The sequence below is a fragment of the Collimonas sp. OK412 genome (genome assembly GCF_900112135.1).
Classification (GTDB): domain Bacteria; phylum Pseudomonadota; class Gammaproteobacteria; order Burkholderiales; family Burkholderiaceae_D; genus Collimonas; species Collimonas rhizosphaerae.
The window spans coordinates 1-16,259 of record NZ_FOLC01000039.1; the positions used below are offsets into that span (position 1 = coordinate 1).

The 16,259-nt window shown below is 56.4% G+C and carries 12 protein-coding genes, 2 tRNA genes and 1 pseudogene; 8 read left to right on the plus strand and 7 right to left on the minus strand.

The annotated features are described in order from the left end of the window. From BM062_RS23635 to BM062_RS23645, 3 genes and pseudogenes are all read right to left on the minus strand, one after another. Window positions 1-540 (minus strand): energy transducer TonB (locus BM062_RS23635; RefSeq protein ID WP_092401819.1); only part of this gene is annotated, 540 nt, incomplete at its 3' end. Between the two features lie 281 nt (window positions 541-821). Beyond that, a complete protein-coding gene (locus BM062_RS23640; RefSeq protein ID WP_092401822.1) occupies window positions 822-3,566 on the minus strand; it encodes a TonB-dependent receptor in 2,745 nt (914 codons plus the stop codon). A gap of 1,538 nt (window positions 3,567-5,104) precedes the next feature. Further along, a pseudogene (locus BM062_RS23645) lies at window positions 5,105-5,866 on the minus strand (NADPH-dependent F420 reductase); the annotation flags it as partial. Window positions 5,867-5,963: 97 nt separating this feature from the next. On the opposite strand from BM062_RS23645, the gene BM062_RS23650 reads away from it, so the two are divergent. Next, window positions 5,964-6,335, plus strand: coding sequence for a winged helix-turn-helix transcriptional regulator (locus tag BM062_RS23650; RefSeq protein ID WP_092401828.1), 372 nt, complete (start codon window positions 5,964-5,966; stop codon window positions 6,333-6,335). A 128-nt stretch (window positions 6,336-6,463) separates the two neighbouring features. Here the strand turns inward: BM062_RS23650 and BM062_RS23655 are convergent, their stop codons facing one another. Continuing rightward, on the minus strand, window positions 6,464-7,360 hold the full coding sequence (locus tag BM062_RS23655) for a LysR family transcriptional regulator (RefSeq protein ID WP_092401831.1): 897 nt from the start codon (window positions 7,358-7,360) through the stop codon (window positions 6,464-6,466). Window positions 7,361-7,469: 109 nt separating this feature from the next. Between BM062_RS23655 and BM062_RS23660 the strand changes: the two genes are divergently transcribed. Together BM062_RS23660 and BM062_RS23665 are read left to right on the plus strand one after the other, a co-directional pair. Further along, a complete protein-coding gene (locus BM062_RS23660; RefSeq protein ID WP_092401834.1) occupies window positions 7,470-8,636 on the plus strand; it encodes a mandelate racemase/muconate lactonizing enzyme family protein in 1,167 nt (388 codons plus the stop codon). A 159-nt stretch (window positions 8,637-8,795) separates the two neighbouring features. Then, the gene (locus BM062_RS23665) at window positions 8,796-10,157 is read left to right on the plus strand and encodes a dicarboxylate/amino acid:cation symporter (RefSeq protein WP_092401896.1); all 1,362 of its coding nucleotides are present in this window, start codon (window positions 8,796-8,798) and stop codon (window positions 10,155-10,157) included. 112 nt (window positions 10,158-10,269) lie between these two features. Here the strand turns inward: BM062_RS23665 and BM062_RS23670 are convergent, their stop codons facing one another. Further along, window positions 10,270-10,851: a TetR/AcrR family transcriptional regulator gene (locus tag BM062_RS23670; RefSeq protein WP_217647645.1), complete on the minus strand. Its 582-nt coding sequence runs from the start codon at window positions 10,849-10,851 to the stop codon at window positions 10,270-10,272. 117 nt (window positions 10,852-10,968) lie between these two features. On the opposite strand from BM062_RS23670, the gene BM062_RS23675 reads away from it, so the two are divergent. Then, complete coding sequence (locus BM062_RS23675) at window positions 10,969-11,724, plus strand: SDR family oxidoreductase (protein WP_092401840.1); 756 nt, start codon at window positions 10,969-10,971, stop codon at window positions 11,722-11,724. An 899-nt stretch (window positions 11,725-12,623) separates the two neighbouring features. Here BM062_RS23675 and BM062_RS23680 read toward each other — a convergent pair. After that, window positions 12,624-12,700 (minus strand) — tRNA-Met (locus BM062_RS23680). A gap of 96 nt (window positions 12,701-12,796) precedes the next feature. Then, a tRNA-Met gene (locus BM062_RS23685) sits at window positions 12,797-12,873 on the minus strand. Window positions 12,874-13,004: 131 nt separating this feature from the next. On the opposite strand from BM062_RS23685, the gene BM062_RS23690 reads away from it, so the two are divergent. The 4 genes from BM062_RS23690 to BM062_RS23705 all read left to right on the plus strand — a co-directional run bounded on the left by BM062_RS23690 (window position 13,005) and on the right by BM062_RS23705 (window position 16,243). Continuing rightward, the gene (locus BM062_RS23690) at window positions 13,005-13,589 is read left to right on the plus strand and encodes an NUDIX hydrolase (protein ID WP_092401843.1); all 585 of its coding nucleotides are present in this window, start codon (window positions 13,005-13,007) and stop codon (window positions 13,587-13,589) included. A gap of 18 nt (window positions 13,590-13,607) precedes the next feature. Further along, window positions 13,608-14,336, plus strand: a complete 729-nt coding sequence (gene aat / locus BM062_RS23695; protein WP_092401846.1) for a leucyl/phenylalanyl-tRNA--protein transferase — start codon at window positions 13,608-13,610, stop codon at window positions 14,334-14,336. A gap of 73 nt (window positions 14,337-14,409) precedes the next feature. Further along, window positions 14,410-15,135 carry an arginyltransferase gene (locus BM062_RS23700; RefSeq protein ID WP_092401849.1) on the plus strand — a complete coding sequence of 242 codons (726 nt, stop codon included), beginning with the start codon at window positions 14,410-14,412 and terminating at the stop codon, window positions 15,133-15,135. A 64-nt stretch (window positions 15,136-15,199) separates the two neighbouring features. After that, window positions 15,200-16,243, plus strand: a complete 1,044-nt coding sequence (locus BM062_RS23705) for a quinone-dependent dihydroorotate dehydrogenase (RefSeq protein WP_092401852.1) — start codon at window positions 15,200-15,202, stop codon at window positions 16,241-16,243. The last annotated feature ends 16 nt before the right edge of the window (window positions 16,244-16,259 follow it).

Consider the following 16,259-nt stretch of genomic DNA (forward strand, 5'->3'; position numbering starts at 1 on the left):
CAGGTCCTTGAAACCGCTGCTTTTTTCAACCGCAGAATCAAGGACGTTGCCGTCGGCGCCGATGGTCAGCTTGACCGTCACCATGCCCTCTTCTTCGTTGCGCAAGGACGACCGCGGGTATTCCGGCTTCTCGCAATTTCCTGCAATCTTGGCGCTGGTGTGCGCCGGCCCAGCCTCGCCGGCAGTCGACGGCTGCGCCACCGAAGTCGGCAGGTCGTTGGACGGCGGTTTGACATTGGTCACCGCGGCAATCACATTATCCTGCGGCGGCGGCGTTACTTTTACTTCTGGCGGAGGAACGAACGGCGGTGGCGGCGCGACCGATTTTGGCGGCGGCGGCACCGGCTTGTCCGGCGGCGGTGGTGGCGGCGGCTTGAACTCTTCGATGATCTTGGTCTCGACCGGCTGCTGGATCACTTCTACAACCTTACGGGCAAGCCCTGTAAGCAACGCATAAACGATAAGGACATGCAGAACAACAACCACGCTGATGCCAACTACGTTATTCGAGGGATTTTTCCCATCCTGCGTGAAATCCATACAACGACTCCTGTTTATTCGCCTGGGTTCCGGCAATCTCGATATTGACTATGCGGTCCGCCTGGCGCCTGATCTGTTGCCGGCCCGATCTGTGCGACCTGCCTGCATATCGTCAGTTTCATCTGCATTGGTAAAAAAAACCGGAGAGCGTCTTGCATTCAAGCGCACCACAACAACATCCGGTCGTCTGCGCTCTCACGGCGAAATCAACGTCAACTCTCACTTCGATCTGAAACCACCGGCATGCCGCTGCTGGACGGCGGCATGCCGGCTTCCTGCTGCTAGAACTTCAGATGCGCATTCAGGTAGAACTGCCGGCCGTTCTTGTAGAACGCACGCGGCTGGTCTTCATTGAGCGCGTAGTACTTCAAGGTCGGGTCGTTCAGGTTCTGTGCATCCAGCGTGAAGGACAGCTGTTCGCTGTACTTGTAGCCCAACGACATCGCCAGGGTGCCGACGCCGGCTTGATAGAACGCCGTGCTGCGATCCAGGCCACTGTAGAAACTGCTACGGTAGTTGTAGGAGATGCGGGCATTGAAGCGTTCATCTTCATAATAAGCCGTCAGGTTGGCGGTACGCTTCGATGCGCCGACCAGAGGACCGTTGCTAGCGTCATAGGCGTTGATGAAAGTCGCGTTGGTGGCAAAACCGAAGTTTTTACCCAACGGCATTTCATACGCGAGTTCGATGCCGTTCACCGTGCCGCTGGTGTTGACCGGCACTGTCAGCTGATAATCCGCCAGATAGTTGGCAGGATGGTCAGGCGTGCTGGTGACATAACTTCTAGTGACGGTGCCCAGGCCGACATAGCTGGTCAGGTTCATGTTGAAGATACTTGCCGACACCAGGGAACGCGGAGCGAAGTACCATTCCAGCGACGCATCGAAGTTGTTCGACGTGATTGGCTTCAGGTTTGGATTACCGCCGGTGCCGGAACCGATCGCGCCAAACTGGGCCGGGGGCGACAACGATACCTGGCCGGCCAGTGCCGAATAGTCCGGACGGGTCATGGTCTTGGATGCGGCAAAACGGGCAATCACATCCTTGCTCAGGTCGAACTTCAAGTTCATGCTTGGCAGCACATCGACGTAGCTGTTATCGTCGTGCTGCCGAACGAACGGACCGAAAGCGGAAGTCGTGATCGCGCCCGGCGCGGTAGCTAGCGAGGCGACGTTGGAGATGACGCTCTCCTTGGTCTGGACTACGCGCAAGCCGAGATTCCCGCTCCAGCGATCGCCTTCGAAATTGCCCTGCAGGTAACCGGCAGTATTTTTTTCCTTGACCGAAAACTCCGAATTCCAGTCTTCACGCGTGACCGGATCGCGATTGGTGAAGGCGTTGTATGCCGCCAGCTGGCCCGGCGAGTAATACCACACGTTGGTCGGGAAACCACTGCCGAGGCCGCTGCCGAAATTGCCCGGGAAGTTTTGATAACCCTGCGGGAAATTGGCCGGATTGGCGGCAGAATTTGCTGCGCCGGTGTTGCCCGCATTCAGCGGTCCTTGACCGATCACGCCATCGGAGCTGCGTTTGTGGTCGTTATAGCGCAAACCGAACTGCACTGTCTTCAAGGTACCCCAGTCAGTGGAATACTCGCCGTCAGCCTGGGCCCAGTTTTCCTTGTCCTTGACGTTGATGTTCTGGTCGCCGAAGATCCAGCCGAATTGCGCACCGGCAGGGCTGGAGTTGTTGGTCGCTCCCAGGTTCCAGTTGGCAGCGGTGCCCGTGCCGTTCAATTGATAACCGGCTCCGGCGCCGACGCCGACGTTCCATTCCGCGACGTTTTGGGTAGGCGTCTTGCCTTCGCCGGCGGAAGTGCCCAGCTTGGTGGTGAAGGTCAGCGAATCGGTTGCGCGCCACTTGGTGCCAAGCTCGACGAAGTTTGAGCTGGCGCTTTCGTCAGGACGTGATATTTGGTCATAGACACCGTAGTTGGTGCCGGCTACAGGAGCAAACGTAGCCGATGTCAGCGTGTTGTTCTTCACCGTGTAACCAGGATTCGGCGACTGGCCGGCGCCGGCGTTGATGACCTGCGCACCCCAGAATTCATAACTGCGGTTATAGTTGGCCGCCTTCATTTCCGAAGTGAAGGCATTGACGTCGAACGAGAAGTCGTTGCTCACCTTGAACTGGGCATCGATCAAACCGCCGGTGCGCTTGCGCTGCTGCTCAAACAGAGCGGAGTTGATCAGGTTAGGCGCATATACGCCGGCCAGGTCCGGGTGCGCGAGGGCGATCTTGCTGCCTGCGGCGATCTGGGTATATCCCAGGATTTCCTGTCCTTGCCGTTGCAGATGGCGTTCTTCCGAGAATGCCTGCACCAGGATGCCGAAGGTGTTGGCTTCGTTTTTCCAGTTCACCAATGCGCTGATCTGCGGATCGGTCTTGCCCGGCAAATCGGCATACACGGCGCCCAGGGTTGCTTCAGCCGTGAACTGTTTCTTGAACTCCAGCGGCTTGCGGGTAATGATGTCGACCGAACCGGCGACCCCGCCTTCCACCAGGCTGGCCTGGGAGCTCTTGTGCACCACCACCGAACCAACCAGTTCGGAAGGCAGCAGCGTATAGCTGACGCTGCGGCCAACCTGGCCCGACTGGTCCAGCACGAACCAGTCGCCGGACGCTACGTTGTGGCCGTTGATCAGCGTTTGCGTCAGGCTCGGGCTGGTGCCGCGCATGCTGACCCGGTCCGCTTCGTCGAAACCGCCTTCGGTGGCGCCGGCGTTACCGATGGTGACGCCTGGAACCCGCGACAACGAATCGGCAACGTTCTTGTCCGGCATCTTGCCGATATCTTCGGCGGTGATGACTTCCACGTGCGAATCGGCGTTGCGCTTTTGCGTCAGGGATTTTTGCAGGGAACCGCGGATGCCGCTGATGGTGACCTGTTCAATGCCGCCCTTGTCGGTGCTCTTGCTGTCAGCTTTGGAAGCTGCGTCATCTGCCTGCTGCGCGTATGCCGGCATGGCTGCCGCCATGACCAGCAGCGCAACTGCAGATGCTATTGGTGTTAAATTTTTATTCACTTACCGTTCTCCCCATCGATTGCGGCCCCGGAATCCTCGAGCAGGCCATTTTTTTCATTGACTTCTCCACGCTGTGGCTTGAGGTCGCTTCAGGCCGACAAAGGGGAGAACCTTTTTTCGATACAGTCGCCAATACAACAAGATCCAACCAACAAGACGCTGCATAGCGCCGCTTGTAGAACAATTTCCCTGGCCGGTCCTTCTCCAAAAACCGCCTGGGGAAAATGCCGTGCGTACCCTGCCACGCACCAAGCTTCCGCATCCGCCTTACGTCCAAGCTCACGAATTCCCTTTGGAAACGTTGCGCTGGAGACACTCTATGGACCGTAAAAGTGGCTGTCAATAGGCATTCAACTGGTATTACATAAATAAATTATTGGTATCAAAATTACCAATTCGTATATCTATATATACCGTTGTTTACATTCACTATTTTACAAACTACATGACTGTTGTTTAGTGGAGTGGACTGGTCGCTTTTTTTCAAAAACGGACTGGAAGAAGCGCCTGTTTTCTGAAAAATGAGAATTTCGCGATTTTCATACGGAACTTCTTGTAGGAAGAAAAGACGCCCTTTCACGGGCCTGTTCAACATCCGTTTTTTGCCAACTCTCCTATGAAAACAAGTGATTTTCAAGCGCCAGGCCCATCGTCGTCATTTGTATTGAAATGCCATAAAATCGGGTGAAATTGAATATTTCAAAGTTTTTTATCTTTTTCCAGGAAAATTTCACAGCCGTCGTCGAAATGAAGCGGCATTACTCAAAAGCACTAAACACGCTGCATCGCAGCATCACAAAAAACATGACGCAAGCCGCCAATGCCAGTTCAAATTGGTAGTTTTTTAGTAATACCACTTTGGTGCGAAACCGGCACCGAAATGGTGAGCAGCAACAGCCCCACAACGATGGCAACGCCCGGTCGTATAGATGTTTTTTATGACAACAAAATGATGGTCGCCACAGACAAAGCGCAAGGTCGAAGATTGGCAATACGGTTGATTTGAATGCAACGGAAGAGGCGCGAGGCCGGATCAGACCGCCGGCAGATAAGGGACGATATTGGTGCATCGCGGAATAATGCACTTGATTCAGGCATGCATCGGACCATAAAAAAGCCGGGCAGAAAAAAACAAAAAGCCCCAAGTGCGATGCACTTGGGGCTTTTTTGGCAAGAATAATTTCTTATTCTGCGTTGGTTGCGGGGGCAGGATTTGTACGTTATATACCTATCCGTCTCAAAAGATCGCTTCGCCGATGGAACGTGTAGGGGCAGCTGGCGGAAGAGTTGAGGGAGTCCGAAGCAAGGACGATGATCAATCCGCACAGAGTCACCCAACTTCAACGGGATGCGCTCCATTGCGACCTCAATGGCGCAACTGATGTGCTGCGCTATTCGAATTTCGACTCCTGAATGTCGTTATCAAAATTGACAGTAGACTTGCATACCTTTTCGCTTGATTATTGAAGCGCCCTAGAGGGTGTATTGCTTAGCAGCCCAGCAGTGGATTGTCAGGGCCGCTGTTGGGCTAACCGTCTCTACCCAACAACGGAGTTCACCATGCGATTCATCGCGACGACATCGGCATGGCTGGGATTAGGCCCCAGCTTGCCGAAAAACTCTGGCAGCTGGTCGCGCTTCTTCGGGGCCGCTCCTGGAGTTGCTGCAGCGAGCGCTTTGCGCATGGTGTCAGCATCGTAGTCGCAACAGTACGAGGGCGTTGACGGCTGCTGTCTCCAGGAGTCTTCCAGTGCGCCTGCGTCCACCGGATCGAACCCTGTCTGATTTACTAGCCCCATCGCCGTTTGTTTGGCTCTCATATCGTTTCCTGCGACTGCAATGGCGAGGCGGCCAAGCGCGCCCTCGGGTTTCCCCAGCTCTGCGAGGGTGTATGCCAAAGCATTGTTGAATGCTTTGATTACAGGCCGTCCAATCTGCCGAGCTACCCACACGCTTTCTGCCAGCCCATCGTCGATATCAGGAATACGCGAATCGCGCAGCCCGGGGTAGTAGTTGCTTGTGTCGATGATCGTTGCCTCCGGCGGCGCCTGGTCGAACAAGCCAGCGGGAAGTTCGCGCATGGCGGGCAAAGGGATCGCTAGGATGATGACGTCGGCGTCAGCAACCGCGCCGTGCACATCCTTCGCTTCGGCGCCGATTTCATGCGCCAACGCGCGGACACCTTCAATGCCGCTGGAGTTTGCGACACGGACATCGTGTCCGGCAGCGCTTAGCTTGCGCGCGAGCGTGCCGCCAATGTTGCCTGTTCCGATAATCCCAATTTTCATGATATTAACCTCCGATTCGTAAAAACAACTCCTATTTTAGGATGCTTATGCGAAAATGGTAAGTACACACAAAAAAGTAAGTAACATACCTAAGAATGGAGAATTCAGTATGAGCCGCGAATGGAACTGTGACGACCCTCAGCGGCGGTCGGAATGGGCCGCTGCAACGACGGAGGCCCTTCGCGTCCTTGAAGGGAAGTGGAAGATCATCATCATTTCGCAGCTTTTTGCGGCAAAGACACCGCTACGTTTCTCCGAACTAGAGAGGCTGATCGATGGCGTCAATCAAAAAATGCTCATCCAGCAGCTCAAACAATTGGAAAAGGATGGCATCGTCGAGCGTAAGGTGTACCCCGAAGTGCCCCCACGGGTTGAGTACACACTCGGGGCGTTAGGCATAGCACTCGGGCCGTCCATGGAGGCGCTTATCGAATGGGCGGAAATGAGACGTAAGCTGCGTGGCGAAGTAACAGCGAAATGATCCGCTTGTAGTGCTGTTTCCCACCCACTACCCTGGCGTTTTTTAGATGTGGCCAGAAGACATGATTGCTTGCAGCACCACGAAATGTCGGACGAAATCATTAAGCATTAATATGAAATAGGGACGCTTTAAGACCCTTTGAATTCAGCCACAAGAAAGTCAACGAAACTTCGAACCTTGGCAGGCAAATTTCGTCGGCTGAGATAGTAGACATACAAGTTAGCAGACGGCAGCGTGTAGCCTGGCATTACTTCCTTCAGGCGCCCACTAGCTAGATATTTCGCCACATCCCACTCAGACCGCTGCACGATACCGTGACCTTCCAAGGCCCAGTTCATTACCACGTCGCCATCATTGCTCGACACGGCGCCCCTTACTTTCACGAGCTCGATCTTCTTGCCTTTTTCGAGGCGCCAAGTCCCGTAGACGTCATCGTTCTGGCGGTGCAGGATGCAACGATGACGATGCAGCTCCTCAGGGGTTAAAGGCTCGCCAGCCTTTTTCAGGTAGGCAGGAGAGGCGCACAGAAAACGCTTGTTCGACATAAGCTTGCGCGCGCTAAGTCGAGTGTCAGGGAGTTCGCCGAAACGGATCGCCAAATCATAGGCCTCTTCGACGAGGCTGATCGGTCGATCGGTCAACTGCAATTCGACTTCCACGTCCGGATGATCGTGCGCGAATCGGGACACCAGGGGAGCTATCCGGGTGCGGCCAAAGCCGGGCGTCGCGTTCACCCGCAACAATCCTTTGGGCGCGGCCCGGCCACTCGAGACCGATTCCTCCATATCGCGAATGCGGTCGAGGATTTGCGTCGCTTGGGCCAGATAACTCTCGCCTTCGCTAGTCAGACTAAAACGACGCGTGGTGCGGTTAACCAGGCGGACCCCCAGTCGCTGTTCGAGCATCATCAGCCGCTTGGTGACCGCCGGCGGCGTCAGGCCCAGTTCACGCGCGGTACCCGACAGGCTGCCCAGCTTGGCCAGCACGACGAAGAACGCCAGATCCGGAGCAGTTTCAATTTTCACTTAAAGTTAATTATGGTTTAAATCGTAGCAAATTATAGCAGGCGGGTTGAATAGTAAGCTTTACAAATGCGCTGGAGGACCAGCCTTTCCACCCCCTAGGAGACTCTTCATGAGAATCGTCGAAATCCGCGAAAAAACTGTGCCGATCAGTTCCCCCATTCGCAATGCCTACATTGACTTCAGCAAAATGACACTGAGCTTGGTCGCAGTCGTGACCGATGTCATTCGCGACGGCAAACACGTGATCGGCTATGGATTCAATTCGAACGGCCGTTACGGCCAGGGAAAATTGATGCGCGAACGCTTCATTCCGCGCGTGCTCGAAGCCGATCCTGCAAGCCTGGTTGATGACAGCGGTACCAACCTCGATCCGCACAAGATCTGGAACTGCATGTTCACCAACGAAAAGCCTGGTGGGCACGGCGAGCGCTCCGTCGCGATCGGCACCATCGACATGGCCATTTGGGACGCAGTGGCAAAGATCGAAGGCAAGCCACTTTTCCAGCTGCTCGCGGATCGCTACGGCAATGGTACTCCCGACCGCAACATCTTCGTGTATGCCGCAGGGGGCTACTACTATCCGGGTCAGAGCCATGACAAGCTGAAGGACGAAATGCGCAGCTACATCGATCGTGGCTACACAGTGGTCAAGAAGAAGATAGGCGGAGCCTCGCTCGACGAAGACCTGCGCCGTATCGACTCCGTATTGAGTATCCTGCAGGATGGCCAGAAGCTGGCGGTTGACGCCAACGGACGCTTCGACCTGGACACTGCCGTGGCCTATGCCAAGGCACTCTCGCAATACGATCTGTTCTGGTACGAGGAGCCGGGTGACCCGCTCGACTTCGAACTGCAGGCGACACTGCGAAACTACTATAAAAACCCGATGGCCACCGGCGAGGATCTGTTTTCGATGCAGGACGCGCGCAACCTGATTCGCTACGGCGGGATGCGCGCCGACCGTGATTGGCTGCAGTTCGACTGCGCCCTGAGCTATGGCCTGGTGGAATACCTGCGCACGCTCGACATGCTGCGCGAGCATGGCTGGTCGCCGAAGCGCTGCATCCCGCACGGCGGCCACCAGATGTCGCTCAACATTGCCGCTGGCCTTGGACTCGGCGGAAATGAATCCTATCCGGATCTGTTCCAACCCTATGGGGGATTCCCGGATGGCGTGAAGGTGGAAAACGGGCACATCCTGCTGCCAGAGCTGCCAGGTATCGGTTTCGAAGGCAAGGCCGACCTGTATCAGGAAATGGTCAAACTGGCCGAGTAACGAGCGCGGGAAAACTGCGGCACAAGCCGGCCAATCGAAGCCGGCAGGCCACGCCGTTCCGCCAAGTCGGTACAGCGCTAGGCCGATTGAACGGACATTGTTCCGTCGATCAACTTATCCATGTACAAAATTATTCGGCTCGAACCGGAGGAGACTAGCATGAACACGCAACGCATCAAGAAATTAGCGTCCACCTTATACGTCCAGGTACTCATCGGCATTACGGCCGGCGTCCTGCTTGGTCACTTTTACCCGAACATTGGCGTCGAACTGAAGCCGCTTGGCGACCTGTTTATCAAGCTGATCAGGATGGTACTGGCTCCGATAATTTTCGCCTCCGTCGTCGTCGGGATCGCCCGCATGGGCAACATCAAGGAAACGGGTCGTGTCGGTGCCAAGGCAATGGTGTATTTTGAAATTTGCTCGACGTTAGCGCTGATTCTGGGCGTGGTAGTGGTGAACTTGGTTAAACCAGGCGTCGGAATGAACGTCAGCGCAGGTACCCTGGATACGACCTCCATCAAGACATACACCACTGCGGCCCAACATCACAACGCCGTCGAATTCCTGATGAATATTGTCCCCAACACGATTGTGGGCGCGTTCGCACAGGGCGAAATGCTGCAAATCATTTTCTTTTCGCTGCTCTTCGCGTTCGCCTTGAACCGATTGGGCAAGCGGGTCGCGCCGTTGGTTGACGGGTTGGACATGTTTTTACACGGCATGTTCGGCGTCGTCCGATACGTAATGTATTTCGCCCCGATCGGTGCGTTCGGGGGCATCGCTTTTACCATTTCCAAATATGGCATCGGCACGCTTGCCTCTTACGGTCAATTGATGATGGCGGTCTATGCTACCTGCGCGCTGTTTGTCTTCGTCGTTCTCGGAACGGTGATGCGTGTTTGCGGCGTTTCGCTCTGGGGTTTTCTTAAATATATCAAAGATGAACTACTGATTGTCTTGGGAACTGCGTCGACCGAAGCCGTCCTGCCGCAGATGTTGATGAAGATGGAAGCGATGGGTTGCCAGAAGCAGGTGGTAGGTCTGGTGCTTCCAACCGGCTACACCTTTAATGCCGACGGAACCGCGATCTACCTCACCATGGCCGCGATTTTTATCGCCCAGGCGACCAATGTGGACATGTCGATGTGGGATCAACTTGCCATTCTTGGCGTGATGCTGCTGACGTCGAAAGGTTCGGCTGGCGTCGCTGGTGCGGGATTTGTCGCACTAGCAGCGTCTCTGGCGTCAATGAACAAGATTCCCGTGTCCGGTTTGGTCTTGCTCGTGGGTATCGACCGCTTTTTGAATGAAGCACGCGCTATCACAAACCTGATCGGAAATGGCGTAGCGACTATTGCTGTGGCGAAATGGGAAGGGGCGTTGGATCTTGCGCAAGCAAAACGCGCGTTCGCTGCGTCCAGTGCTGGACTCACCCCAGCTGAATTCATGCCTGCAGAGCCAGTGTCGATCTTGTCGAAGGAAAGCCCGCCGCTTCACGACGTGCGCGCTTCCAGGTGAGATCAGGCCCCGCAGGTGGTCATTTGACGCTTATTGCTTTTGCAGCAGGCGTTTTCTCTCCTTCATTAAAACGGTGCGACATGCGCGACGAATCCAAAGATGCTTCCAACCACTATCGAAGCGCACTAACCTGCACCGGCGCACCCGCGCGTAATCCTTGCATGACGAGATCCATGAGCCAGGTAAGGCGCGGTCGCCAGTCCTCGCTAGCGTCGATCTGCCAAATGCCGGCAATTGCTAGAAAAAAATCGTCAGCAGTGATCCCTGCCCGGATAGTGCCAGCCTTCTCGTTTGCGTCCAGTAGCATTTGGGCCGCAGCGATCACTGATGCATAGCCCCCCGTCCCGGCGCATTCCTTCGAACCCGCAGCCTGCCGGATCGCGTCAGCCAGACCAGCCTTGGTTATGGCGTACTCGGCGAGGCGGTTCATCCACTCTCGCAGCGCCTGGTCCGGTGCACGAGTCTCAAGCAGATGCTCTGCAAACTCGACGACTTGCGACATCTCGTGGCGATATACCTCCATGACCAACGCCTCCCGCGTCGGGAAGTGCCGATAAAAGGTTCCCTGGCCGACGCCAGCCTTCTTGGCAATTGCGCTCAGCGGCACCTCTGCTGAGCGGATCAGCTCTGCAAGTGCGACCGCCAGGATGCGTTCGCGGTTCTGCACTGCGTCAGCGCGCTTGGAGCTATCCACATGCCCTCCTTTTTGTTGAGTCAATTTGACAAACGGACAGTTGTCCGTTACGCTTCATGGAAACGGATAACTGTCCGTTTTTTTGATTTTACCCTTTTTATCCACCAGGAGAAACCCATGAAGGCCACTGGCAATACCATTCTCATCACAGGTTCTACCGCGGGCATCGGCCTCGGCTTGGCGCTGCGTTTTCATAAGGCTGGCAACAAGGTCATCATCGCAGGAAGACGAAAGGCGTTGCTTCAGCAGATCACGACCGATCATCCAGGCATCGAAGCCATCGAACTTGATGTTGCGGACGCCAAATCCATCGTCCAAGCGAGTGAGTTGGTGGCAGAGCGTTACCCCGACTTGAATGTCGTCATCAACAACGCCGGCATCATGTTGCGCGAAAATGTTTTGGAGGCTGATTCACTGAAGGCTGCGGAGGAGTCCGTCGCGACCAACCTTCTGGGCACCATTCGTATGACCTATGCGTTCTTGCCGCAACTTGTGCGGAAAAACGATAGCATCATCATCAATGTCAGTTCCGCCTTGGCGTTTGTTCCATTCCCCATAGCCATGACCTATAGCGCCACCAAGGCGGCCGTCCATTCGTTTACCGAAGGCTTGCGCGTTCAACTCGCCGACACTTCCGTGCGCGTGATTGAGTTGGCTCCCCCTGGCGTGCGCACCGCCTTGTTCGGTCAGGAAAGTGACGAACAAGCCATGCCCCTGGAAGACTTCCTTGATGAGACGCTCGCCCTTTTGCATAGCGAACCCACGCCTAAGGAACTCATCGTGGAACGCGCCAAATTTTTACGTACTGCCGAGGCTACCGGCAACTACGACAACGTCCTTGGAATGCTGTCCGCATGGAAGGCCCCAGACTGAGAGTTCGAACAGCGAATGTGCCCATCGCACAACGACTCCGTCGTGCGATGACTGGCAATCTGATCTACTCGAATACTGCCTTTTCTTGTCGGGGCACGGATTGATTCGGTAGAGTCGCTCCGAATGGTCACTTCGATAAATTCGGTATGCATGATTTCTCCCTCAAGTTAGAACAGAGCGCCGTTAGGTTCAGCTTTCTTTTCTTTCGTCGGCTTCGGCTCAGACCACGCCTTCATCAGTTCGGGAGGATAGCCGCCAGGTGAGCGGCGATCCTGAATTGCGATGGCGCCGACTGGGTGTTCTCATTGACATGACGCTGCTCCTTTGGGTATAGGCACAGCAAGCGTATCAAATTCTTTCCCTTACCTGGTCCAGTCGCAGGGGTTCACACCAAAAGTGCGTTATTTTGCGTCACGCTGATGCAGTCAAATTCACCGCGAACCCCGCCTGTCCTGGAAAGTTGGCGCTTTGGCGAACTGCGTTAAAAGCAGTGTATTTAACGACGCCTCAGGCGTGGGGGGACTCCGAATTAAAGACCGCCATCGGCTGACTTTTAATGACAAAAGAACAATATCAGGACATTAAAAAAGCCGCATAGAGCGGCTCAGATCGATGCAGGTGCTGCCCTACAACATGCAGCGGGCCGGGAATATACCGTCAACGTCCGGCGCGCCTCCCCCCTGCTCCCTCTCATAGTGACCGCTGCAGCCGAATTCAAGCACTTATTCAACGAAATGCTGATGGGCCTATCTAGCGCGCTACAAGACAACAGGCCAGCGGCCCATACGATTCCGCGCGGTATCTTTGGGAAAATGGAAATTGAACTACAAGGCGATGAAATCTAGGCCAAAATGAAAACGGACCGGCTACTAAATCTAGTAGCTGGTCCGTCTTTTTTTTGGTTGCGGGGGCAGGATTTGAACCTACGACCTTCGGGTTATGAGCCCGACGAGCTGCCAGACTGCTCCACCCCGCGTCTGAATATAAAAAGCCTTAAGCGCTTTCCACTTAAGGCTTCATGCGCAAGAAAAACTTCACTGCGGCTTTTTACCGCTAGTCTTCTTGCTGTAACTGGTTGCGGGGGCAGGATTTGAACCTACGACCTTCGGGTTATGAGCCCGACGAGCTGCCAGACTGCTCCACCCCGCGTCTGAAGAATGAAAGTATATAGTGTATTGCAGTGCAATGCAACCAATACAGACAATCGGATTAAGAACAGCTCTATCTAATAGGCAATGCTAAACTCCCAAACTACCGATTCAAACTATCTATTGCCCCCTATGAAATTTTGTTCCGAATGCGCGCATCCCGTCAGCCTGCAGGTTCCGCCGGACGACAACCGCATGCGTTATGTCTGCAGCAATTGCGGCACCATTCATTACCAGAATCCGAAGATGGTGATCGGTTCGATCCCGGTATGGGAACAAGATGGTGAGCTGCGCCTGCTGCTGTGCAAACGTGCGATCGAGCCGCAATACGGCTACTGGACCCTGCCCGCCGGTTTCATGGAAAACGATGAGACCACCGGCGATGCGGCCCGCCGCGAAACCCTGGAAGAAGCTGGCGCCAGGATCGAACTGCACGAGCTTTTTTCGCTGCTCAACGTGCCGCATGTGCACCAGGTGCACCTGTTCTATCGCGCCACCTTGCTCGACCTCGATTACGCCGCCGGCATTGAAAGCCTGGAAGTAGGCCTGTTCACGGAGAACGAAATCCCGTGGGATGAAATCGCCTTTCCTACCGTCGACATCACTTTGCGCGCCTTCTTCGCCGACATGCGGAAAATCCGCCAGGAAGGCGGCCAGTTCAACCTCCATGCGCAAGACATTTTCAAACCCATGCGCGCCGGCCTGGCGGCTAAATAGGGTACCGCCGGAGCCGCGATGATCCCCTGGCTTGAACTGGACAGCCCGTTTCCCGATGTCAGCAAAGCGCTGACCGACGAGGATGGCGCGGGTGGCTTGCTGGCGGCCGGCGCCGACTTGTCGCCGCGGCGCCTGCTGGACGCTTACCGGCACGGCATCTTCCCCTGGTTTTCCGAGAACCAGCCGATCCTCTGGTGGAGCACCGATCCGCGCATGGTGCTGAAGACAGACCAGTTCGTCATTTCCTCGAGCCTAAGCAAGACCTTGCGCAAGGTGCACCGCAGCACCTCTACCGACCGGCGCTGGCAGGTCCGTTTCGATTTCGCCTTCGAGCGCGTGATGCGCGAATGCGCCGCGCCGCGCCGCGACGGCGCCGGCACCTGGATCTCGGAAGACATCGTCGCCGGCTACCGCGCGCTGCACCGGCTCGGTTATGCGCATTCATCGGAAGTCTGGCTGGATGGCAAGCTGGTAGGCGGCGCCTACGGCGTCAGCATCGGCCACATGTTCTATGGCGAATCGATGTTCACCCGGGTCAGCGACGCGTCCAAGGTCGCCCTGGCGTACCTGGTGCACTTCCTGCGCCAGCACGGCGTGGCGATGATCGATTGCCAGCAGCAGACCGATCATTTGGCTTCGCTGGGCGCCGCGCCGATAGCGCGCAGCGAATTCCTGAGGCACCTGAGGCAAGCCATCGCCCAGCCGCAAATCCATGGCTGGCGTCCATTACCCTTGTTCAGCGATTAAGGCATGACAAACTCTTATGCAAACCGGAATTACGGTGTAAATTAGCAGGTATAAGTCATCAGTCGGAACGCACATGACGCACTTAAAAGATCTGCCATTTTCGACCCTGCAGTTTTACGCCACGGCGCCCTACCCGTGCAGCTACCTGGACCACCGCCAGGCGCGCTCGCAGGTGGCGACGCCGTCGCACCTGATCAACGCCGACGTCTATTCCGAGCTGGTGAAGAACGGTTTCCGGCGCAGCGGCATCTTTACCTACCGGCCGTATTGCGACGGTTGCCAGGCGTGCACCCCGGTGCGCACGCTGGTAGCGTCGTTCCAGCCGAACCGCAGCCAGCGCCGCGCCTGGGACCGGCACAGCCAGCTGACCACGCTGGTCACCAACCTGGCTTATGTCCACGAACATTACGACCTGTACCTGCGCTACCAGACCGCGCGCCACTGCGGCGGCGGCATGGACCAGGACAGCCGCGACCAGTACGCGCAGTTTCTGCTGCAAAGCAAGGTAAACACCCGCCTGGTCGAATTCCGCGAAGCCGACGGCACCCTGCGCATGGTCAGCATCATCGATGTCCTGAACGACGGCTTGTCGTCGGTGTATACCTTTTACGATCCCGACGTGCCGGGCGCTTCCTACGGCACCTACAACGTCTTGTGGCAGATCGGCCAGGCAAAGCAGCTCGGCATGCCATATGTCTATCTCGGCTACTGGATAAAGGAAAGCCCCAAAATGGCTTATAAAATCAACTTCCAGCCGCTGGAAGCGCTGCGGCAAGGCGAATGGAGTGCGTTAGAATAGCGACCGCGGTTTCACTGCCGTCGCTATTCTCCCTAATTTGCACCATCTTTTACAGCCGCCTACCGTGCCAGCCAAACTCCTGTACGCCTTCGCCCGCCCCGCCCTGTTTTCACTCGATCCGGAATCCGCCCACAACCTGACACTGCCGGCATTGCGCCGCGCCGCGGCCCTCGGACTCACTTCCCTGCTCGGCAAGACGCCAGCCGATCCGCGCACGGTAATGGGCATCACCTTCCCTAACCCGGTCGGACTGGCGGCTGGCCTGGACAAGGATGGCGCTTATATCGACGGCCTGGCCGCGCTAGGCTTCGGCTCGATTGAAGTCGGCACGGTGACGCCGCGCGCCCAGGCCGGCAATCCAAAGCCGCGCATGTTCCGCCTGCCGGCGGCCAACGCCATCATCAACCGCATGGGCTTCAACAACGGCGGCGTCGACGCCTTCGTCGCCAATGTCCAGGCTTCCAGGTTCTACCAGGAGCGGCAAGGCGTGCTGGGGCTGAACATCGGCAAGAATGCCGATACCCCGATCGAGCGCGCCGCCGAAGACTACCTGCACTGCCTGCAGAAAGTCTATCCCTACGCCAGCTATGTCACTGTCAATATTTCCTCGCCCAACACCAAGAACCTGCGGCAGCTGCAAGGCGCATCGGAACTTGACGCCCTGCTGTCGCAACTCAAGCAGGCGCAGCAGAAACTGGCCGACCAGCACAAGCGTTATGTCCCTATCGCCTTGAAAATCGCCCCGGACATCGACGCCGAACAGATCAAGACCATCGCCGACGCCTTGTTGCGGCACAAGATAGACGGCGTGATCGCCACCAACACCACCATCAGCCGCGATGCCGTCCGCGGCTTGCAGCATGAGGATGAAGCCGGCGGCTTGTCCGGCGCGCCGGTACTGGCTTTGTCCACCAGCGTGGTGCGCCAGCTGCATGGCGAACTGGGCGACGCCTTGCCTATCATCGGCGTCGGCGGCATCTTCAGCGGCGCCGACGCGCAAGCCAAGGTCGCCGCAGGCGCGGCGTTGGTGCAGCTGTATACCGGCCTGATTTATCGCGGCCCGGCGCTGGTGCGCGAATGCGCCGCGGCCTTGCGCCGGCCAGAATAAAAACAGGCGGCGCCGG

Coding starts and splice junctions, on each gene's coding strand:
- BM062_RS23665 (WP_092401896.1), top strand. CDS start 8,796: ATGAACACGCAACGCATCAAGAAATTAGCGTCCACCTTATACGTCCAG.
- BM062_RS23675 (WP_092401840.1), top strand. CDS start 10,969: ATGAAGGCCACTGGCAATACCATTCTCATCACAGGTTCTACCGCGGGC.
- aat (WP_092401846.1), top strand. CDS start 13,608: ATGATCCCCTGGCTTGAACTGGACAGCCCGTTTCCCGATGTCAGCAAA.
- BM062_RS23650 (WP_092401828.1), top strand. CDS start 5,964: ATGAGCCGCGAATGGAACTGTGACGACCCTCAGCGGCGGTCGGAATGG.
- BM062_RS23660 (WP_092401834.1), top strand. CDS start 7,470: ATGAGAATCGTCGAAATCCGCGAAAAAACTGTGCCGATCAGTTCCCCC.
- BM062_RS23700 (WP_092401849.1), top strand. CDS start 14,410: ATGACGCACTTAAAAGATCTGCCATTTTCGACCCTGCAGTTTTACGCC.
- BM062_RS23690 (WP_092401843.1), top strand. CDS start 13,005: ATGAAATTTTGTTCCGAATGCGCGCATCCCGTCAGCCTGCAGGTTCCG.